Genomic DNA, 20,571 nt, shown 5'->3' with positions numbered 1-20,571 from the left:
ACCATATAATGTAGTGCTAAAATAGATGGTTTGTAGTTCTATATATAGTTTCTTAGCGGGAGACCAGGTCGATGAGGTCAGAACCATCCTCAAGAGTATGGAGATGCCCCTCTCCAACAACCAGCGTCCTTCCGATCCGTTTTTTCTTTTTGTAGTCAGAGATGACACACATCGCATACGCCCCCGCGATCTGCGAGATGTTCCCGATGAGAGCCGCACGCCTGACAGTCTTCTGCGCCGTTCCATAGCAGGTGAATATCGTCTCGCTCTCCGCCATGGCCAGGGCCTGGAAGGGGGCCCGCCGCATCTGGTGGACCTCGACCCCTATCCGTTCGAAGTCGTCAGGGAGGACACTGGTTGGTGGCTCCTCGGTCTGGCCTGCCGGGACATAGGAGAGGAGATCGATCGCCTCGATCACTGCCTCGTCAAAGAGTTCTTCGAGCTGCACCGCCACCTCGAGGGTGGTGTTCATCCCGTCCTCGTACTTGGAGATGGTCCGGCGGGAGACCCCGAGGTACCGAGCCAGGTCGCCGAGGGAGAGCTGGTGCTGTTCACGCAGTCCTTTGAGTATATCGCCGTTGACGTTCACGTACAGTCCGCCGGGCTGGGCATAGATAAGAGGCGGCACCCCGTCGACAAGGTAGTCGTACAGCGTGGCCGGGCTGATGGCATAGATCCCATAGCGCACATAGACGGTCCCACGCTCGAGGTCGGCGTCCCGGGCCCGCTCACCCACGATCATCGGGGATGCGTTGAGGTGGCGGGCGATGGCGTCCAGGTCCCGCGAGATCTCTTCAGTGACAGAGTCGATGTGCGAGACCACTTTTAAGACCATGAGAACGTCTTCTCTGCCTGCGATCAGATCAAAAGACCTGGGCCTGAGGCTACAGCGTTCGGAAACCTCAAACCCCGCTGTCAGCATCACGCTGACAACCATATCAAGGAGACGTCCATGCGACATTGTCACTCGTTAAAGGTGGATATAGTACGACGCCCTAATAAATAATCGCTTCATGCTCATCGGTATCGACGACACCGACTCGCCGGCGGGGATGTGCACGACCTATCTGGGGGCCGTGCTGGCCAGAAACCTCAGGAGCGCAGGCATCGGGGTCACGGAAACCAGGCTGGTCAGGCTCAACCCGAACGCCCCCCATAAGACCAGAGGGAACGCCGCAGTCTGTCTCAGGGCCGAAGGGAACCCTGAACTGGCGTTCTCGATCGCCGGGGCACTGGTGGACGACCTCGCCGATCTCTCCTGCGAGAACACCAACCCCGGGCTAGTGGTCGTCGAGGAGGCCCCGGCGCCGGAGTTCTACTGGCAGGCGGTGCAGGATTTCTGCATGGTCGAAGAGGCGCGGGAAGTCCTCGAAGGTGCCGGGGCGCTCGCACGCGGGTGGAAGAACTGCCGCGGCCTGATCGGGGCGACGGCGGCGGTCGCAAGCGTACTGCCAGATAGAACCTACGAACTCCTGGCCTACCGCGCCGCCGACCGCTTCGGGACACCGAGACAGGTCGAGCGCGACTCGGTCTTTGCGGCAGAGGCGGCGACCTGGCCGCATACGTGGGACTCGGTCGATCCGGAGAACAAAGTCGTCGTCTGCGTACCTCACACCCCCGACCCGGTCCTCTACGGGATCAGGGGCGAGAGTCAGGCCTGGGTGGGGGCGGCGGCCGGGCGGATCATCGCGGAAAAGGCGCCAATCGCGCAGGTCTGGGTCACCAACCAGGGGACCGACGCCCACCTCGTCCCTGGCACGGTCGGCGCCCTCCTCGACGGGCGGTCGTACTGCGTGGCGGCCATCGTCGCGGAACGGGCGACGACCGGCGAGGGAGGTCACGTCGAGATCACGGTCCGCGACGGCGACGAGTGCCTCAGGTGCATGGCCTATGAGCCAACAAAGGGGTTCCGCGATGTGGTGCGGGCCCTGGCCCCAGGTGACCGGGTCGTCGTCTGCGGGAGTTACAAACACGGGAGCCTCAACCTGGAAAAGATCCGGCTTAGAGACGCGGCGGCAGACGTCCGGTATCGCCCACCCCTCTGCCCAACCTGCGGGAAGCGGATGACCTCGGCGGGACGGGAGAAGGGTTACAAGTGCCGCCAGTGCGGGGCGAGGGTGGCCGAGCCCGAACAGGTCGTCTCGCCACGAGCGATCATCCCGGGGTGGTTCGAAGTGCCGCCGACGGCACGCCGGCACCTCTCAAAACCCCTGGTGCGAGGAGAACCCGGGCTGCGGTGGAATGAGTCCAGTTAATCTTGTACCCGGGGGGGTTACACCCCCCGACCCCCCTGCTGTGAGGATAGGAGGGGGATGGGATCTCGTCGACAAAATATAGGATCGCACATACGTGATCCATCGAAATACCGTCCCCCGCCAATCGTCGCAGGGGGTCCAGGGACGGCAGTTGAGTGGCAGTCCCCCAGGTCGTCAGGCTCCGGGGGCACAGGCCCATGCAAACCCAAAAATCCATAGGAATTTTCGGCTTTGTAGAAACCCTCACTTCTTCTCGGTGCAAGGGTGACTCAATCGCCTTCCCCACAATCACGCCAGGGGCGTTGCCCCCGGAACCCCCGGGATAACGGTAGGGCCGGGAAGGCTGAATCGATGACCATAAAGAGAGTTTTGCCGTCCTCGACCTATCGTGGAGTGGGGGTTCGGGGGGCGGCAAGCCCCCGTCCGAGAGATTTATCAGGGGGCTCCCATAAAGCCAAATTTAGGCCAGTTTTTCAAGTCCGAGTTCTTTCAGCTTCTCCTGCGTCGGGACCCCCTGCTCGTCCCAGCCGCGGACCTTATAGTACTCGGGTAGCATCTCGGGCAACCTGCTGACCCGGCCCTTTGCAGGCCCCCGCGGGATCGGGTCGTTGAGCAACCTGGGCGGGAGGGTGTCGTCTGCAGCGGTGTAGCCGTTCTTAAGGTTGAACACCCGCTCCATATTCCAGATTCTCTCGCCGATCGCCATGATCCGCTCAGGAGTATAGTCGACCCCGGTGGTCACCTTCAGTTCGGCAGCGATCTCGTCGGCACCGATCGCAAACGAGGCAAAGAGACAGGTGCCCGACGAAGAGAGTGCGGCAGTGAGGTCCTGGAAGATCTTAAGAACATCGGCCTTCCCCTCGGTGACCGCCGGGTCCAGTTTCATCGGGAGGCCAAGGATCTCGGGCGAGATGGTGTAGCCCCGGACATGGCACCCGCCGCGGTTGGAGGTGGCGTACTCCAGCCCGATCCCCTGGATCGCCCTGGGATCATAGGCTGGCATCTCCTGCTTCTTGACACTCATCGAGAGTTCGGGGTGGCCGTACTTCTCGCCCAGGCGGTACGAACCCAGGGCCAGGTCATCACCGAACCCCTTGCGATAGGCGGTGGCCCGCGTCAGTTCGACCAGCGCCTCCGTACTCCCAAAACGGACCTCGATACCGTCCTGCACCTGATCGATCGCCCCGATATCGGCGAGTTCCATCGCACAGGCGATCGTCGATCCCATTGAGATGGTGTCCATCCCAAGTTCATTGCAGAGGAAGTTCGCCTTCAGGACGGCATCCATGTCAGCGATCCCGCAGTCCGCCCCAAACGACCAGGCCGACTCGTATTCAGGCCCCTCGCCGACCTCCTGGTAGCGCCCATGGGCCTTGGCGACGCGGCCGCACCCGACCACGCAACTCCCGCAGCCCTTGCCATGGACCAGGTGCTCGCCGGTGAGCGTCTCCCCCGAGATCTTGTCGGCCTCGTCGAAGTAGGCCTCGCGCCAGTTGTTCGTCGGGAAGGCCCCGGCCTCGTTGATGATGTTGACCAGGATGTTGCTCCCATACGTTGGCAGGCCCTGGGAGGTGACCGGGTTCTCCGCGATCTTCTTCCTCGCCTCCCTCACGATGGAGAGGAACCCGTCTCTGTCGGCGACCTTGATCCCCTTGGTCCCGCGGATGGCGATACCCTTGAGGTTCTTCGAGCCCATCACCGCCCCGATCCCGGTCCGACCAGCGGCACGGTGTTTGTCGTTCATGATGTTCGCAAAGAGCACCATTTTCTCGCCAGCAGGACCGATACAGGCCACCTCTGCCTCGGGATCGGTCTCGGCTTTCACGGCGTCGTCGGTCTCATAGACCGTCTTGCCCCAGAGATGAGAGGCGTCGCGGATTTCGACGACAGCATTGTTGATCCAGATATATACCGGCTTTGCCGCCTTCCCCTCGAAGATGATCAGGTCGTAACCCGCGTACTTCACCTCGGCACCGAAGTACCCCCCCGAATTGGACGAGGCGAGAGTATTGTTCAGCGGGGCCTTGGCGACGACGTCGTAGCGCCCGGTCGAGACGCCCATCGTCCCGGTCAGCGGCCCGGTGGCAAATATGAGTTTGTTCCCCGGCGAGAGGGCGTCCACCGTCGGGTCGACCTCTTCCATAAAGTACTTCTCGCCAAGTCCCCTGGACCCGATGAACTCCTCGGCAAACGTCTTGTTCAGTGCCTCTTTCTTGACCGTACCCGCCGCAAGATCGATCCGGAGCACCGTCCCCATCCAGCCGTACATCAGATCTCCACCTCCGAAAGTCCGGCGGCAATCTTCGCCGAGAACGCCTTCTTCCGCTGGATCGTTGCTGTCTCCGCCGGCAGATACTCGATGGCGTTCGTCGGACAGAACTCGGCGCACAACGGACTGCCGCCGCAGTGATCACACTTCAATGGTTGTTTCTCTGCCATGCTGTACGAAATGTTGCCGAACGGGCAGGCCATCACGCACATCCGGCACCCGATACACTTCGACGCAATGACATTGACCATCCCGGTCTCGGTGTCCTTCTCGAGGGCACCGGTAGGGCACCCGGCCACACATGCCGGTTTGTCACATTGCAGACAGGCCATCGGGACGTTCACCCCGGCCTCGAACCGGTGGACCGATATTCTTGATACCGCCGGCCGAAACTCCCCTTCATGCCCGAGCGAGCATGCCAGTTCACAGGTCCCGCAGCCGATGCACCTGTCAGGCGTGATCAGCAGCAGGTTCTCAGTCTTTTCCATCTTTTTCCCCCCTCAATAGTCCCACGATCTCTACTCTCCAATTTAACCGTTCCCATCCCGTCACCAGGGTGAGATAGTCACCCCTTCTTCTCCTCACGCGACCCCACCCCGGCCCCGACCTCCCGCGCCTCGACGATCCGCCGACACCTCGGGCAGAGAAGCCGCAGGCCTTTCGTCTCAAACCCGGGTTCCACCACCTCGATCTGTTCCTTCGTCGCAAACAGTTCGCCGCAGACCTCGCAGGCGACCAGGTCGAAGGTCCGCCCCCAGATCGTCCTGGTGCCCGCCTCCTCGTCCTCGACGACAGGGATCGCACCAGTCGGGCAGACCTCGGCACAGGCCGCACACCCCCGACAGTCAGCGGTCGGTTCTCTGAATGGCGTATGCACCTCCTTCTCCCATCCGCGCCCGACAAACCCGAGACAGTTCCCAAGGTCGGCGCAGGCCCGCACACACCGGCCGCACCTGATGCAGAGGTCGGGTTCTCCGCCTGGAGCGAAACGTTCGTCCAGGGGTTCGACGCCGTACTCCTCCGCAAGGTGCTGGAGGACCGGTGAGTGTGGCGAACGGGTAAGGAGCAGCCTGAGCACAAAGGCGCGGGCGGCAAGGACCGCGGGAGTGTCGGTCATGATCTCGACTGGCCGCGTGATCGGGTACATGCACGAGATGACCAGTTTGCTCCGCCCGAGTTCGCCCACCTCCACCTGGCAGAGGCGGCAGTTCCCGTCAGGCGCCATCCCCTCGTGGTAGCAGAGAGTCGGCACCTCAATGCCCAGGGCACGCGCCGCCTCCAGGGCTGTCGTCCCTTTTTCGACCTCAGTCCTCTGCCCGTCGATCGTCACTTCCACCATCTCACCTCACCTCCCTCACGACCTTGACCGCCCTGACAGGACAGACATCAATGCACGACCCGCAAGTGATGCATTTCTCCATGTCGATATGGTGGGTCTGCTTCTTCTCCCCGGTCGCGGCATCGACCGGGCAGACCTTGGCGCAGAGGGTGCACCCGGTGCAGAGTTCAGGGTCGATTTCAAGGGCATACAACCCGCTGCAGACCCCGGCCCGGCAGAACCCCTCGTTTTCGTGCTCCTCATATTCTTCAGGGAACCAGTGCATCGTCGAGAGCACCGGGTTTGCAGCGGTCTTGCCAAGGCCACAGAGGGAGGTGTCGCGCACATACCCGGCAAACTCCTTGAGCAGGGCGGTGTCGCCGGGCCTGGCAGTACCCGAGGTGAGACCGTGGAGCAGCGTCTGCATCGCCTTGAGTCCCTCGCGACAGGGCGTGCATTTCCCGCACGACTCCTCGACCAGGAAATCGATGAAATACTGGGCGACATTGACCATGCAGGTGTGCTCGTCCATCACGATCATCCCCCCAGACCCCATCATCGACCCGGCCCTGAGCAGTTCGTCGAAGTCCACCGGGAGGTCGAGTTTCTCGGTCGGCAGACACCCCCCTGACGGCCCGCCGGTCTGGACCGCCTTGAAATCGCGGTCTTTCAGCACCCCGCCACCGATCTCGTAGATCATCGTGCGCAAGGGTATGCCCATCGGCACCTCGACAAGCCCACTGTTCTTGACCTTGCCGACGAGCGAGAAAACCTTGGTCCCACTGCTATTCTCGGTGCCCATACTCCTGAACCACTCAGCCCCATGCACCAGGATCTGCGGGATATTCCCCCAGGTCTCGACATTGTTGAGGACGGTCGGGGCCTCCCAGAGTCCCTTCTCGGTCGAACGGATGTACTTGACCCGTGGAACCCCGGCCTTTCCCTCGATAGAAGTCATCAGGGCGGTGGACTCGCCGCAGACAAAGGCCCCGCCGCCCCGGAAGATCTCGATCTCGAAATCGAAATTGCTCCCAAGCACCCCCTTGCCCAGGAGCCCATACTCGTGCGCCTGCTCGATGGCACGGGTGAGGTGCCTGACCGCGAGCGGGTACTCGTTCCTGACATAGATGATCCCACGGGTGGCGCCGACGGCATAGCCCCCGATGATCATCCCCTCGACGACGCTGTGCGGGTCGCCTTCCATGAGACTACGGTCCATGAAGGCGCCGGGATCCCCCTCGTCACCGTTGGCCACGATGTACTTCTCAGGCGCCTCGATCATGGCAGCGGCCTCCCACTTCACCCCGGTCGGGAACCCGCCGCCGCCGCGGCCGCGCAGCCCAGAGGCCTTCACGACCCCGACCACTTCGGCCGGCGCCATCGCAAGGGCCTTTGCAAGCCCGGCGTACCCCCCTTCGCGGATACAGTCGTCGATCTCGAAGGGGTTGACCTGCCCGGTGTTCTTGAGGACGACCCGGTGCTGACGTGCATAAAACGGGATCTTCTCGGCGGACTGGTAGCGTTCTTTCGTCGAGGGATCGCGGTACAGCAAACGCCTGATCACCTCGCCGTTCAGGACCGTCTTCTCGAAGATCTCGGGGACGTCCGCGACCTTCACCTGCTGATAGAAGATCTCGCCCGGGTGGACGACCACCAGGGGCCCTCGCTCGCAGAATCCATGACACCCGGTGGCGTCGGCCATGAAGGCGACCCCGACCTCCATGCCCCTCTTCCTGGCCTCCTCCTCGAAGGCCTCGCGCACCGCTGCGCTCCCGAAGGCGAGACACCCGGTGCCGGCGCAGACCTGTACCCACGCCCTGGTCGTGCCCCCTTTCGGTGGCAGCGAGGTGCGGTAGCCCTCGAGCGCCTCCTTACTCTCCAGCCTCATCCTTACGCTCCGTCTCGATCATACCCGGGATATCGGCGATCCCCATCTTGCCGTACACCCGTTCGTTCACCACCACGACCGGCGCCATCGCACAGGCCCCGACACAGTTCACGGTCTGGAGGGTGAACTGTCCGTCTTCGGTGGTCTCGCCGTCCCTGATCCCAAGTGCGTCTTCGACGGCCTCGACGAGTCGCGGCGCCCCGCGGAGATGGCATGCCGTGCCTGCGCAGACCTTGATCACCTTCTTTCCCAGTGGGACAAGACTGAGCGCCTTGTAAAAGGTGGCGACACTAAAGACCTGGCTTTCCGACACGCCAAGATACCTGGCGACCTCTTTCATCGACTCGATCGAGAGATACTTGTATTCGGCCTGGATGTCCTGCAATGCCGCGAGCAGATGCCTGGGATCCCGCGGATAGGCCCCAAGGATCTCCTGCACCTCTTTGTGATCTCCCATGCCTCCAGTCATCTCTCCCTCCCGTGCTACCCTCACCGGGTCTCAGGGTAGAAAAAACCTTCGTGGGCGGGAGGTCCGGATCTGACCGCGGGAAAGGGAGGAAAAGATGGAGCCGGTTTCATTTCCTGATCAAAGTCGAGGAAGAGTAGTCTTCATTTCCAGACCCTTGACGGCACCTTTCCCGGGTTCACGCATACGCGGTTGGAAATTCATGGGGGTCTCTAAGAGTGAGTGGGTCCCTTCTCCCCCCTCCGAGCAGGACACCACAGGGAAACACCGCCCCATTGCCGTCCCCACCCATCCTCGTCGTAGGGGGGGTCCGGGGTCCATCCAGGGGGCACAGCCCCCCAGGTACGAAGAGGCAAGAAGACACGTGACCAGACGGCCACTCTGAGAGGGCTACGAAGGTCTCTACAGAGCCAGATTTAAGGGATTTTCGAAGTACCAGTATGGTGCTGCGTCCCCTGGCATCACCTGCCAGGGGCAGATCAGGTCTCAAGAACCTTATGGCGAAAAGCATAAGATATACAATACAGTAGGAAGCCGACATGAAAGTAGGAATTATTGGAGGGACCGGGGGGATCGGACAGGGGATGGCGTTGCGGCTCTCACAGGACCACTCGGTTTATATCGGGTCGCGCATCGAAGAGAAGGCCCAGGCCGCCTGCGAACTCTGCGGCTATGCCCTCAAGGTGTTGGGTCTTCCTTTCGACCTGCTCCCGACGACCAACCAGGGGGTCGTGGACGAGTCCGAGATCGTTGTCTTCTCGATCCCGGCCGAGAACCTGGAGAGGACAATCGAGGGGCTCACCGGACTGGAGGGCAAGACGGTTATCAGCCTGATGAACCCGATGATCAGGACCGACTACTTCAAGTACAACCCGCCAGAGGACGGCTCGGCCGCCCTTAAACTCCAGAAACTTCTGCCAGACTCAAAGGTCGTCGCCGCCTTCAACAACATCCCGGCGGGCAAGTGGCAGCAGCTCTCCGAACCTCTCGATTACTCGGTCTGTGTCTGTTCAGACTTCGACGACGCAAAAAAGAGAGTGATGGAACTGGTCAACTCGGTCTCAGAACTCAAGGCCCTGGACGCTGGTCCCCTTGCAGTATCGCCGTACATTGAGGCCATCACCCCTCTTGTCATCAACATCGCCAGGTTCAGCAAGATGCGCGACGTTGGGGTCTATTTCAGGTAGACCTGAAGATTTTTCATTTTTGGATCCTGAGAGGTCCGTCGTGGTCATCGATCCGGCCGGTTCGGTAGAACCCGGCATGACCCCTGGACTCACCTATACGCATTCGAACATTCTCACGGCGTTCAGATATGAGAACGGATTGATCCCTGATCCCCCTCCTTGTGTCTGATGAGCAAACACTGATCAAGCATCGTGCCGCCCACCCCATCCTCATCTATGGGAGGTTCATGGGGATGCAGACCCCCAGGACTGATCTTCAGGACCACTGTCAGCACCCCGGGATGCCCGTGCCCCCAAAGAAGAGAGAAACCCACACCAACACCATTCTGGCCTCCATACCCCTTGACCGCACGCTCTCCCATCCACACACAGAACAGAGATTCCGCCAGACCACCTACAGGGGACCGAGACGTAAAGAGATTCAGACCAATTTTGAGGAGAAAACCGAAAATCTCTCAAACCGGGCAAAATATTTTATGCCCTCAGGGGATCTCTCACCCTCACAGGGTACCTGTTGCGGTGCCCCATACGGAGGGGAAAAAGAAATGACATCCACCTATCTCAACCCGCCAGTCGCTCTCATGGGCGCCGGGGCGGTGAAAGATATCGGGACCTGGGCCACGATGCTCGGGGGAAAGAAAGCATTCATTGTCTGTGGGATCGGGAAACATGGGAAGGCACTCGCCGAAGATGTCGGGGTCCTTCTCAAGGGCGCGGGTGTCGACTTTGTGATCTATCCGGGCGCCGAACCCAACCCGACCGATAACGCCGTCCACAAGGGCGCCGAGATGTACAAGAAAGAGGGCTGTGACATGATCGTCGCCGCAGGAGGGGGATCCCCGATGGACTGCGCCAAAGGCGTCGGGGTCATCGCCACCAACGGCGGGAAAATCTACGACTACGAGGGTGCCGGGCAGGTCGGAAAACCGCTGCCGCCGCTCATCGCCGTCAACACCACCGCCGGCACCGCCTCTGAGATGACCAACTTCGCGGTCATTACCGACACCCGCCGGCATGTCAAGATGGCCCTCGTCGACTGGAAGATGACCCCCAAGGTCGCGATCAACGACCCAGAACTGATGGTCAGCATGCCGCCGGCACTCACCGCCGCCACCGGCATGGACGCCCTCACTCACGCCGTCGAGGCCTATGTCTCCACCATCGCCACACCGACCACCGACGCCGCCGCTCTGATGGCCATCCAGCTCATCGGCAAATGGCTCCGCCCGGCCGTCGCCAACGGCGCCGACATCCAGGCACGTGACATGATGGCCCATGCCGAGTACCTCGCCGGCATCGCCTTCAACAACGCCAGTCTCGGCTACGTCCATGCCATGGCTCACCAGCTCGGTGGGTTCTACAACCTCCCGCACGGCGTCTGCAATGCCATCCTCCTGCCGCATGTCGAGAAGTTCAACCTCATCGCCGCACCCGAGCGCTTTGTCGACATCGCCAGGGCACTTGGCGAGAATGTCGAGGGGCTCTCCACCACCGAAGCTGCAAACAAGGCCATCGACGCCATCAGGACACTCTCGACCGACATCGGGATCCCGCCAGGGGTCAAGTCGCTCGGCGCCAAGGAAGAGGACATCCCGACCCTGGCCGAGAATGCCATGAAAGACATCTGCAACCTCACCAACCCGCGGGTCGCGACGAAAGAAGAGGTGATCGAGATCTACAAAGAGGCGATGTAAGGGATTTACCGCGCCATGCATGAGCCAAAAACGCATATTTCACGCATAAAATAGTTCAGATGGATCCTCTGATCCCTTTTCTGACGACAGGAGAGCAGAAGGGAGATCATTCCAGTGGGGCGTCAAGAACGAGAGGGCGTGTGAAGAGAATGTAGGGAACTACACCCCCCATTTTATGATCCCTCCTCTGCCTTCCCGGCCCAATCGCCATCCCAGGGGTCCGGGGGTGCCGCGCCCCTGGGGCGTATGGGGGGAAGGCACGTCGATCAAACAGACCACCCCATAGATATACGAAGACATTTTTGACCTTCATCTCGCGCCGGGGGAACCCCCCCGACACCCAACAATAAAGATAGGCGGGGGGGGCGATGGCTTGTGTTCCTGTCGGATCAAGATCGAGTCGGGAAGGCAGAATCGACGAACCTGATGAGTGTGTTGCCGCCCTCGCCCTATCGTGTTATGTGGGACTGGGAGCGGTACGCCCTCCCAGGAGATAGCCGTCCAGAGGATTTCTACAAAGCTGAAAATTGAAGATATTCCTGTTCAGGCAGATCTATGATCTGCCACAGACCCACAGGTCTTCGAGGAGCCTCCTACACAATGGTATGAGAAGACATGATGATCAGATGTGCTGCCCAGACGAAGAGCAAGGGTCCACACACCAGAGACTCACACGAATGCCCAATCACATTACCAGGAGATGTGCTCTCGATACATGCCCTCATCTCCAGAGGTGATGTAAGGAACACCCTGATCAAAATCAGAGTATATCGGAGGAACTGCACCGTCCTGATCCCAGACACAAATTGGACGGATAAAATAAGATAAAAAGAGGGGGTTCAGGCCATCTCGGCCAGACCAAGCGCCTCCAACTTCTCCTGGGTCGGGATACCGTCGGCGTCCCAGCCCCTGATCTCGTAATATTTCGGCAGCATCTCAGGCACATGACTGACACCACCCTTTGCCGGGCCTGCCGGGATCGGGTCGTTGAGCAGCCGCGGTGGGAGGACATCGTCCTTGCTGGAGTAGCCGTTCTTGACGATGAACATCCGCTCCATGTTGTAGATCCGCTCACCGATCTCCATCACCTTCTCGGTCGTGAACTCGACCCCGGTGGCAGCGGAGAGTTCGGCGGCGATCTCGTCGGCGCCGATCGCAAACGACGAGAAGAGACAGGTGCCCGAGGCGGAGAGCGCACCGGTGAGATCCTGGAAGACCTTGAGGATCTCAGGCTTGCCCTCGGTGACTGATGGGTCCATCTTCATCGGAAGGCCGAGGATCTCGGGCGAGATGGTGTAGCCCCGCACGTGGCACCCGCCACGGTTGGAGGTGGCATATTCCAGCCCGATCCCCTGGATCGCACGCGGGTCGTATGCCGGCATCTCCTGCTTCTTGACGGTCATCGAGAGTTCGGGGTGGCCGTACTTTGCAGCCATCCTGAAGGACCCGTCGGCGATCTCGTCGCCAAAGCCCTCGCGGTAGGCGGTGGCACGGGTCATCTCGACCATTGCATCGGCGTTGCCGAACCTGAGGTCGCACCCGGTCTTCTCTGGGTCGAGGGCGCCGATGTCGACGAGCTCCATTGCACAGGCAATTGTCGAAGCAATTGTGATGGTGTCCATCCCGAGTTCGTTGCAGAGGAAGTTCGCCTTCAGGACGGCGTCCATGTCGTGGATGCCACAGTCTGAACCGAAGCCCCAGGCCGACTCGTACTCTGGCCCTTCCCCGATCTCGTTGAACTTGCCCTTGGCCTTGGCGACGCGCCCGCACCCGATGACACAGGAGGCGCACCCCTTGTTGTGAATGAGGTTGTCGCTGGCAAGGGTCTCGCCTGAGATCTTGTCTGCTTCTGGGTCATAGGACTCACGCCAGTTGTTCGTCGGGAGTGCCCCGGACTCGTTGATGATGTTGACCAGGATGTTGGACCCGAAGGTCGGCAGGCCCTGGGAGGTGACCGGGTTCTCGGCGATCTTCTTCCTGGCGGCGCGGACGGCGTTGAGGAACTCGTCCTTGTCGGCGACCTTGATCCCGCCGGTACCGCGAATGGCAAGGGCCTTGAGGTTCTTCGAACCCATCACCGTGCCAATACCGGTCCTGCCGGCTGCACGGTGCTTGTCGTTCATGATGCAGGCGAAGAGAACGAGCTTTTCACCGGCAGGGCCGATGCAGGCCACTTCGGCGTCGGGATCGGTCTCGGCCTTCACGGCGTCGTCGGTCTCGTAGACGGTCTTGCCCCAGAGATGGGAAGCGTCGCGGATCTCGACTTTGTCATTGTTGATCCAGAGGTACACCGGTTTTTCAGCCTTTCCTTCGAGGATGACCAGGTCGTAGCCGGCATACTTGAGCGCCGGACCGAAGTAGCCACCAGAGTTGGACGAGGCAAGCGTGTTGTTCAGCGGGCCCTTGGCGACGACGTCATAGCGCCCGGTCGAAATCCCCATCGTCCCGGTCAGCGGCCCGGTGGCGAAGATGAGTTTGTTCTCGGGGGAGAGGGCGTCGACAGCCATGTCGACCTCGTCGATGAAGTATTTCTCGCCGAGTCCACGTCCGCCGATATAATTCTCTGCGAAGTCTTTATTGAGGGGTTCTTTCTTGACCGTGCCCTCGGTCAGGTTGACGCGGAGCACCGTTCCAGTCCATCCATACATTATACATTCACCTCTGAGATCCCGGAGGCAAGTTTTGCAGCAAACGCCTTCTTCCTCTGCACCGTGGCGGTGTCGGCGGGCAGGTACTCGATGGCGTTGGCCGGGCAGAACTCAGCGCACAATGGGTGGCCGCCGCACTGGTCACACTTCAGGGGCTGCTTTGCCGCGGCATTGTAGGTGATGTTGCCGAAGGGGCAGGCCATCATGCACATGCGGCATCCGATGCACTTGGCACCGTTGATACCGACAAGACCGGTCTCAGGGTCTTTCTCAAGGGCACCGGTCTGGCACGCTGCAACACAGGCAGGCTTGTCGCACTGCAGGCAGGCCATGGGCACATTGACCCCGGCCTCAAACCTGAGGACCGAGATATTCGCAACAGTCGGGTTGAATTCTCCGACATGCCCGATCGAGCATGCCAGTTCGCAGGTCCCACAACCGATGCACCGCTCAGGGGTGATCAGTAGCAGGTTCTCAGTCTTCTCCATGATTGTACACTCCTTTGATCTGAGAATCAAATGATTGATTATTTATAGATTTCTATGGTCGATACGATTATTTTACGCATATATTAGATTTTCAATGATAAAATGTGTAGTTTGTGTCAACACCCCTTGATTAGATTCCAAACTGAAATGAGGAGGTTTATTTAACCTCCCTTCAGTTCTCCTCCTGCGCTCCCAGTCCGGACGCAACGGCACGGGCCTCTGCAAGTTTACGGCACCTCGGACAGAGCACATGCCCGTCCGTCGGCTTGAACTCAGGGCTGACTGCCTCGAGTTGTTCAGGTGTCGCAAAGCGCGCCCCGCACCTCTCACAGGCGACGAGGTCAAAGGTCTGGTCCCAGATCGTCCTGGTGGCCCCGTCTTCGATGGCACGGATCGCACCGGTCGGGCAGACCTGGGCACAAGCCCCACACCCGATGCAGGTATGCGACGGTTCCTCGAAGGGGGTGTTCACCTCCTTCTCCCAGCCACGCCAGACAAACTCGATACAGTTGTTGCCAAGGGTGGCACAGGCCCGCACACACCGGCCGCACCTGATGCAGAGGTCGGTCTCGTCTTCAGGGACAAAGCGCGCGTCCAGAGGTTTGACGCCGTACTCCTCCGCAAGGTGCTGGAGGACCGGGGAGTGAGGCGCACGGGCGAGGAGCAACGTCACCACAAAGGCGCGGGCGTCGCGGACCCGCGGCGTGTCGGTCCTGATCTCGACCGGCCCCTTGATCGGGTACATGCACGAGATGACCAAGCTGGTGCGGCCACGCGCGTCGGTGACCTCCACCTGGCAGAGGCGGCAGTTTCCATCTGGGGGGAGGCCCTCGTGGTAACAGAGGGTCGGGATCTCGATACCCAGGCTACGCGCCGCCTCGAGGGCGGTCGTTCCCTTCTCAACCTCAATTTTCTGCCCGTCGATCGTCACTTCAACCATGTTACTCATTCCTCCTCACGACCTTGATCGCCTTGAAGCGACAGGCGTCGATACATGACCCACAGGTCACACAGGCACGTGTATCGATTGTGTGCGGCTTCTTCTTCTCTCCAGAGACTGCATCGGCCGGACAGACCCGCTCACAGAGCGTGCACCCTGTACAGAGGTCAGGGTCGATCTCAAGGGTGTAGAGCCCGCTGCAGACCCCACCCCGACAGAAACCTTCCTTCTCATGCTCCTCGTATTCTTCGGGGAACCAGTGCATCGTCGCAAGCACCGGGTTTGCGGCGGTCTTGCCAAGGCCACAGAGGGCAGTGTCGCGCACATGTTCGGCGATCTCCTTGAGCAGGGCACAATCGCCAGGTTTGGCGGTGCCAGAGGTGAGACCATGGAGCAACGTCTGCATCGCCTTCAACCCCTCGCGACAGGGGGTGCATTTCCCACACGACTCTTCGACCAGGAAGTCGACGAAGTACTGGGCGACATTGACCATGCAGGTGTGATCGTCCATCACGATCATCCCCCCTGACCCCATCATCGACCCGGCGGCCTTGAGCTGGTCGAAGTCCACCGGTCGGTCGAGTTCACTTGCCGGGAGACATCCGCCAGACGGTCCACCGGTCTGGACGGCCTTGAACTCGCGGTCATTCAAGACCCCGCCGCCGATCTCGTAGATCATCTCGCGCAGGGTGACGCCCATCGGCACCTCGACAAGCCCGCTGTTCTTGACCTTACCGACGAGCGAGAAGACCTTGGTCCCGCTGTTGTTCTCGGTGCCCATGCTCTTGAACCACTCGGCACCATTGAGCAGGATCTGCGGGATGTTCGCCCAACTTTCGACGTTGTTGAGGACGGTCGGGCCTTCCCAGAGACCCTTCTCGGTCGAACGGATGTACTTGACCCGCGGGACACCGGCCCTCCCCTCGATGGAGGTCATCAAGGAGGTCGACTCACCGCAGACAAAGGCTCCGCCACCCCTGACGATCTCGATCTCAAATTCGAACCCGCTTCCCAGGATATTCTTGCCAAGGAGGCCGCACTCGTGCGCCTGCTCGATGGCGAGGCGGAGGTGGTCGACCGCGATCGGGTACTCGTTCCTGACATAGATCAGGCCGCGTGTCGCCCCGATCGCATACCCACCGATCGCAAGCCCTTCGAGCATGGTGTGCGGGTCGCCTTCCATGACGGCGCGGTCCATGAACGCACCAGGGTCACCCTCGTCGCCGTTCACGACCACATATTTCTGCGGGGCGTCGACGATAGCGGCCGACTCCCACTTCACCCCGGTTGGGAACCCGCCGCCGCCGCGGCCGCGCAGCCCAGAGGCCTTCACGACCCCGACCACTTCGGCCGGCTCCATCGAGAGGGCCTTTGCAAACCCTGCATAGGCGCCAGCGGCAAGGGCCTCGTCAAGGGAAAGTGGATTGACATGCCCACAGTTCTTGAGAACGATCTTCTTCTGGTGAGAATAGAACGGGACGGCCGAGGTCGAAGCGATCTTCGACTTGGTGGCCTGATCACGGTACAGGAGACGGTCGACGGTATTCCCTCCAAGAATGGTCTTCTCCATGATCTCGGAGACGTCCTTGGGCTTGACATGCTGGTAGAAGATCTCTTCGGCGTCCTTTGAGAGACGGACAGTGACGAGGGGGCCGCGCTCGCAGAAACCCTGGCACCCGGTCGCCTCGGCCCTGAGATCGATATCGGCCTTCAGACCGTGCTCATCAGCATATGCCATGAAGGCCTCGTAGATCGCCATGCTGCCGTTGGCAAGACAGCCCGGTCCCGCACAGACCCAGATATGGGGAACATCAGGCGCTGAGGCAAGAAGCCCTGCGCGGTATTCTTCGAGGTCTTTTATCGTCTCAAACCGCATCTTTCCTCTCCTCCTCGATAATTTCTGGGATCTGTGAGATCGTCACTTTTCCATACACCCGGTCATTGACCATCACCACCGGAGCCATCGCACAGGCTCCGACACAGTTCACTGTCTGGATCGTGAAAAGACCGTCTTCGGTCGTTTCGCCGTTCTTGATGCCAAGCTCTTTCTCCAGCGCCTCGACGAGTTTGGGAGCGCCGCGCAGGTGACAGGCCGTGCCGTTACAGACCTTGATCACCTTCTTGCCCTGCGGGACAAGACTGAGCGCCTTGTAAAAGGTGGCGACACCGAAGACCCGGCTTTCAGGGACGCCGAGATACTCGGCGACCATCTTCATCGATTCAACTGATAGGTATTTGTGGTGTTCCTGGATGTCCTGCAAGGTTGCGAGCAGATACCTGGGCTCTTTCGGGTAACCCTCGATGATCTGACGCACTGTCAGGACCTGTTCTTGTGTCTCTGTCGTTTCAAACCCTCCATGATATTGTATACTCTGGGTCTAATTAATGAAAAAATCTCTAACTATTTACATCTGTTGATATTCTCGTGAATTTGAGAGTTTTTCATGATTAAACAGTACAAATGAGACATTATACAAACAATATTTTATTATGTAATTGAAAATAATTCCACCCCAGGCAGGTACAGAGAGACGATGAAAGCCGAGCATCAATCGGCCACAGAAGGGCGCGCACAGGATCAGAGCACAAATTAAAGAGATTTTTACGCCATATCCAGGTCGGATCCTCTCATGGAGGTGGACACCCCCCATGTGGAGAGCCATGGACCCGCACACCATCAGAGACCATATACGGCCTTAATTGTTGAATTATCTGCGAATCCCCGCCACATCCAATTCTACATGAATTTTAGCAAATATTTAGTCATACTAGAATAATTTCAAACCGAAACAATTAATTAAATCTGAAAATCCATCCATCGACCATGAAAGTAGGAATAATCGGTGGAACCGGTGGAATAGGACAGGGAATGGCACTGCGGCTCTCGCAGGACCACACCGTCTATATCGGATCGCGCAAAGAAGAGAAGGCCCAGGCCGCTTGTGACATGTGCAGCTATGCCCTCAAAGTGCTCGGCCTCCCCTTCGACCTCAACCCGACGACCAACCAGGGAGTCGTGGACGAGTCCGAGATCGTCGTCTTCTCGATCCCGGCCGAGAACCTGGAAAGGACGATCGAATCTCTCAACGGACTGGAGGGCAAGATCGTCGTCAGCCTGATGAACCCGATGATCAGGACCGACTACTTCAAGTACAACCCGCCAGAGGAAGGGTCGGCCGCCCTCAAACTCCAGAAACTCCTGCCAAACTCAAAGGTCGTCGCCGCCTTCAACAACATTCCGGCAGGCAAGTGGCAGAAGCTCTCTGAGCACCTCGACTACTCGGTCTGTGTCTGTTCAGATGATGAAGACGCAAAGGAGAAGGTCATCGAACTGGTCAACACGATCTCTGAACTCAAGGCCGTGAACGCCGGACCCCTCGCGGTCTCGCCATACATCGAGGCCATCACCCCTCTTGTCATCAACATCGCCAGGTTCAGCAAGATGCGTGATGTCGGAGTCTACTTCAAATAAAATACACAAAATTATATTTTTTTCAGAATTATCCTCTGCCTCCCATTCAGGGGTCCTCTTCTCGAACATACCCTAAACTCCCCTGGAGTGAAGATCCCCTCTGACCGAAGATATCCTCTAACAGGGGGGCGTGCCGTTCCCCGGACCCCTCGCCGATGAAGATTGGCAGAGGGTTGCATCCTGTCTTCATGACTTCTCGCTGCCTTCCCCCCCAATCGCCATCTCACCGATGATAGCGATGAATGATGATTGGAAGTCCCTCGCCTCTTTGGTGGGCAAACCTACATCCATACCCTTCCCCCACCCTCGCGCTGGGAACTCTGCCCCCAGACCCCCGGGAAGAGGGGCGGAGAGTTTTCGGATGACCTCCTCAACACTATTCTCAGCACCTCATGCACATCACCCTGGAGGGTGCCGCACCCCATGACTCCCGGGAGACGAACGCGCAGATTTCGAGATGGCCGCACGACAAAAATATCGAAATTTTCCCGGAAAATCGGGCATTGTACATGATTGTTCATGACGTATCTGCATAAAATGAGTGAATTACCATCATAGACCATTATAGTATAACTTTGCAATATACGCGACCAGGAAGCAGATCAGAACAATATCTTACGCTCGATTGCGAATTCAAGGATTAATAGTTATAAATATTTCATATATAAGTCCATAGACCTGGAATAAAATATTCACCCTTTATATTGACCGATGTGGACTCTTCGATCATAGGATGTTCAGAACAGAACGTCCTCAAATGGAGTGGGAATAAATGGTATACACCTATCTGAACCCGGCAGTCGCCCTCATGGGCGCTGGAGCAGTGAAGGAGATCGGCAACTGGGCACAGATGCTCAGCGCCAAGAAGGCCCTGATCGTCTCGGGGAAGGGGCGGCACGGCAAGGCACTTGCAGAAGACGTCGGTGCTCTCCTCAAGGAATCAAAGGTCGACTTCCATATCTATGCAGGCGCCGAACCCAACCCGACCGACGTCTCGGTCCACGAGGGCGCGAAGGTCTACAAGAAGGAAGGCTGTGACATGATCGTCGCCGTCGGCGGCGGGTCCCCGATGGACTGCGCCAAGGGCGTCGGCATCGTCGCCGCAAATGGCGGCGAGATCTATGACTATGAAGGCGTCTCAAAGGTTGAAAAAGCGTTGCCACCTTTCATCACCGTCAACACCACTGCAGGCACCGCCTCTGAGATGACTAACTTCGCGGTCATCACCGACACCCGCCGGCACGTCAAGATGGTCCTCGTCGACTGGAAGACGACCCCAGACGTGGCGATCAACGACCCAGAACTGATGGTCAGCATGCCGCCGGCACTCACCGCCGCCACCGGTATGGACGCCCTCACTCACGCTATCGAGGCCTATGTCTCCACCATCGCCACCCCGACCACCGATGCCGCCGCAATCGGCGCGATCGAGCTCATCAGCAAGTGGCTCCGCCCTGCCGTCGCCAACGGCGCCGACATCAAGGCCCGCGACATGATGGCCCACGCCGAGTACCTCGCCGGCATCGCCTTCAACAACGCCAGTCTCGGCTACGTCCATGCCATGGCTCACCAGCTCGGTGGGTTCTACAACCTCCCGCACGGCGTCTGCAATGCCATCCTCCTGCCGCATGTCGAGAAGTTCAACATGCTCGCCGCACCCGAGCGCTTCGTCGACATCGCCAAGGCACTCGGCGAGAACGTCGAGGGGCTCTCCACCATGGACGCCGCCGACAAGGCCATCGAGGCCATCAAGAGGCTCTCTGTCGATGTCGGTATCCCAGCAGGTGTGGCTGAACTCGGCGCCAAGGAAGAGGACATCCCGACCCTTGCCGACAATGCCATGAAGGACGCCTGTGCCCTCACCAACCCGCGTGTCGCGACGAAGGAAGAGGTCATGGCCATCTACAAGGAGGCCTTCTAAGCACCAATTGCCAGGTGGTCTGCAC

At 59.5% G+C, this 20,571-nt stretch carries 16 protein-coding genes; 5 read left to right on the top strand and 11 right to left on the bottom strand.

Translation table 11 applies throughout. From position 1 onward, the window contains the following. Positions 1–52 precede the first annotated feature (52 nt). Positions 53–961: a transcriptional regulator gene (locus J2129_RS11565; RefSeq protein ID WP_209631011.1), complete on the bottom strand. Its 909-nt coding sequence runs from the start codon at positions 959–961 to the stop codon at positions 53–55. A gap of 52 nt (positions 962–1,013) precedes the next feature. On the opposite strand from J2129_RS11565, the gene J2129_RS11560 reads away from it, so the two are divergent. Then, entirely contained in the window at positions 1,014–2,255 is a 1,242-nt protein-coding gene (locus J2129_RS11560; protein ID WP_209631010.1) for a tRNA(Ile)(2)-agmatinylcytidine synthase, read from the top strand. A 460-nt stretch (positions 2,256–2,715) separates the two neighbouring features. Here the strand turns inward: J2129_RS11560 and J2129_RS11555 are convergent, their stop codons facing one another. From J2129_RS11555 to J2129_RS11535, 5 genes are all read right to left on the bottom strand, one after another. Next, positions 2,716–4,524 carry an aldehyde ferredoxin oxidoreductase family protein gene (locus J2129_RS11555; protein ID WP_209631009.1) on the bottom strand — a complete coding sequence of 603 codons (1,809 nt, stop codon included), beginning with the start codon at positions 4,522–4,524 and terminating at the stop codon, positions 2,716–2,718. Next, positions 4,524–5,012: a 4Fe-4S dicluster domain-containing protein gene (locus J2129_RS11550; RefSeq protein WP_209631008.1), complete on the bottom strand. Its 489-nt coding sequence runs from the start codon at positions 5,010–5,012 to the stop codon at positions 4,524–4,526. The genes J2129_RS11555 and J2129_RS11550 overlap by 1 nt, the downstream gene beginning before the upstream one ends. A gap of 77 nt (positions 5,013–5,089) precedes the next feature. After that, complete coding sequence (locus J2129_RS11545; protein WP_209631007.1) at positions 5,090–5,863, bottom strand: 2Fe-2S iron-sulfur cluster-binding protein; 774 nt, start codon at positions 5,861–5,863, stop codon at positions 5,090–5,092. Between the two features lies 1 nt (position 5,864). Further along, positions 5,865–7,730: an NADH-ubiquinone oxidoreductase-F iron-sulfur binding region domain-containing protein gene (locus J2129_RS11540; RefSeq protein ID WP_209631006.1), complete on the bottom strand. Its 1,866-nt coding sequence runs from the start codon at positions 7,728–7,730 to the stop codon at positions 5,865–5,867. After that, a complete protein-coding gene (locus J2129_RS11535; RefSeq protein WP_209631005.1) occupies positions 7,714–8,187 on the bottom strand; it encodes an NAD(P)H-dependent oxidoreductase subunit E in 474 nt (157 codons plus the stop codon). Before J2129_RS11535 ends, J2129_RS11540 begins: the two co-directional genes overlap by 17 nt. 548 nt (positions 8,188–8,735) lie before the next feature. Between J2129_RS11535 and npdG (J2129_RS11530) the strand changes: the two genes are divergently transcribed. Together npdG (J2129_RS11530) and J2129_RS11525 are read left to right on the top strand one after the other, a co-directional pair. Next, positions 8,736–9,383, top strand: a complete 648-nt coding sequence (gene npdG, locus J2129_RS11530) for an NADPH-dependent F420 reductase (protein ID WP_209631004.1) — start codon at positions 8,736–8,738, stop codon at positions 9,381–9,383. Positions 9,384–9,928: 545 nt separating this feature from the next. After that, entirely contained in the window at positions 9,929–11,077 is a 1,149-nt protein-coding gene (locus tag J2129_RS11525) for an iron-containing alcohol dehydrogenase (RefSeq protein WP_209631003.1), read from the top strand. Between the two features lie 839 nt (positions 11,078–11,916). Here the strand turns inward: J2129_RS11525 and J2129_RS11520 are convergent. From J2129_RS11520 to nuoE, 5 genes are all read right to left on the bottom strand, one after another. Continuing rightward, entirely contained in the window at positions 11,917–13,725 is a 1,809-nt protein-coding gene (locus J2129_RS11520; RefSeq protein ID WP_209631002.1) for an aldehyde ferredoxin oxidoreductase family protein, read from the bottom strand. Continuing rightward, positions 13,725–14,213, bottom strand: a complete 489-nt coding sequence (locus tag J2129_RS11515) for a 4Fe-4S dicluster domain-containing protein (protein WP_209631001.1) — start codon at positions 14,211–14,213, stop codon at positions 13,725–13,727. Before J2129_RS11515 ends, J2129_RS11520 begins: the two co-directional genes overlap by 1 nt. A gap of 172 nt (positions 14,214–14,385) precedes the next feature. Beyond that, positions 14,386–15,153 carry a 2Fe-2S iron-sulfur cluster-binding protein gene (locus tag J2129_RS11510; RefSeq protein WP_209631000.1) on the bottom strand — a complete coding sequence of 256 codons (768 nt, stop codon included), beginning with the start codon at positions 15,151–15,153 and terminating at the stop codon, positions 14,386–14,388. Position 15,154: 1 nt separating this feature from the next. Then, positions 15,155–17,029, bottom strand: coding sequence for an NADH-ubiquinone oxidoreductase-F iron-sulfur binding region domain-containing protein (locus tag J2129_RS11505; RefSeq protein WP_209630999.1), 1,875 nt, complete (start codon positions 17,027–17,029; stop codon positions 15,155–15,157). Next, the gene (gene nuoE, locus J2129_RS11500) at positions 17,019–17,474 is read right to left on the bottom strand and encodes an NADH-quinone oxidoreductase subunit NuoE (RefSeq protein WP_281069825.1); all 456 of its coding nucleotides are present in this window, start codon (positions 17,472–17,474) and stop codon (positions 17,019–17,021) included. The genes J2129_RS11505 and nuoE overlap by 11 nt, the downstream gene beginning before the upstream one ends. A gap of 503 nt (positions 17,475–17,977) precedes the next feature. Between nuoE and npdG (J2129_RS11495) the strand changes: the two genes are divergently transcribed. Next, entirely contained in the window at positions 17,978–18,625 is a 648-nt protein-coding gene (gene npdG, locus J2129_RS11495; RefSeq protein ID WP_209630997.1) for an NADPH-dependent F420 reductase, read from the top strand. Between the two features lie 772 nt (positions 18,626–19,397). Then, positions 19,398–20,546, top strand: coding sequence for an iron-containing alcohol dehydrogenase (locus tag J2129_RS11490; protein WP_209630996.1), 1,149 nt, complete (start codon positions 19,398–19,400; stop codon positions 20,544–20,546). Positions 20,547–20,571: the final 25 nt, after the last annotated feature.

Origin of the sequence: Methanofollis sp. W23 (assembly GCF_017875325.1) — an archaeon.
Lineage (GTDB): Archaea > Halobacteriota > Methanomicrobia > Methanomicrobiales > Methanofollaceae > Methanofollis.
Note: the sequence above shows the minus strand (reverse complement) of the source record. Positions and strands in the feature narration are given on the sequence as shown.

Bases quoted from the DNA above. Each gene is read 5' to 3' on its own strand.
- J2129_RS11565 (WP_209631011.1), bottom strand. From the start codon at position 961: ATGTCGCATGGACGTCTCCTTGATATGGTTGTCAGCGTGATGCTGACA.
- J2129_RS11560 (WP_209631010.1), top strand. From the start codon at position 1,014: ATGCTCATCGGTATCGACGACACCGACTCGCCGGCGGGGATGTGCACG.
- J2129_RS11555 (WP_209631009.1), bottom strand. From the start codon at position 4,524: ATGTACGGCTGGATGGGGACGGTGCTCCGGATCGATCTTGCGGCGGGT.
- J2129_RS11550 (WP_209631008.1), bottom strand. From the start codon at position 5,012: ATGGAAAAGACTGAGAACCTGCTGCTGATCACGCCTGACAGGTGCATC.
- J2129_RS11545 (WP_209631007.1), bottom strand. From the start codon at position 5,863: ATGGTGGAAGTGACGATCGACGGGCAGAGGACTGAGGTCGAAAAAGGG.
- J2129_RS11540 (WP_209631006.1), bottom strand. From the start codon at position 7,730: ATGAGGCTGGAGAGTAAGGAGGCGCTCGAGGGCTACCGCACCTCGCTG.
- J2129_RS11535 (WP_209631005.1), bottom strand. From the start codon at position 8,187: ATGGGAGATCACAAAGAGGTGCAGGAGATCCTTGGGGCCTATCCGCGG.
- npdG (WP_209631004.1), top strand. From the start codon at position 8,736: ATGAAAGTAGGAATTATTGGAGGGACCGGGGGGATCGGACAGGGGATG.
- J2129_RS11525 (WP_209631003.1), top strand. From the start codon at position 9,929: ATGACATCCACCTATCTCAACCCGCCAGTCGCTCTCATGGGCGCCGGG.
- J2129_RS11520 (WP_209631002.1), bottom strand. From the start codon at position 13,725: ATGTATGGATGGACTGGAACGGTGCTCCGCGTCAACCTGACCGAGGGC.
- J2129_RS11515 (WP_209631001.1), bottom strand. From the start codon at position 14,213: ATGGAGAAGACTGAGAACCTGCTACTGATCACCCCTGAGCGGTGCATC.
- J2129_RS11510 (WP_209631000.1), bottom strand. From the start codon at position 15,153: ATGGTTGAAGTGACGATCGACGGGCAGAAAATTGAGGTTGAGAAGGGA.
- J2129_RS11505 (WP_209630999.1), bottom strand. From the start codon at position 17,029: ATGCGGTTTGAGACGATAAAAGACCTCGAAGAATACCGCGCAGGGCTT.
- npdG (WP_209630997.1), top strand. From the start codon at position 17,978: ATGAAAGTAGGAATAATCGGTGGAACCGGTGGAATAGGACAGGGAATG.
- J2129_RS11490 (WP_209630996.1), top strand. From the start codon at position 19,398: ATGGTATACACCTATCTGAACCCGGCAGTCGCCCTCATGGGCGCTGGA.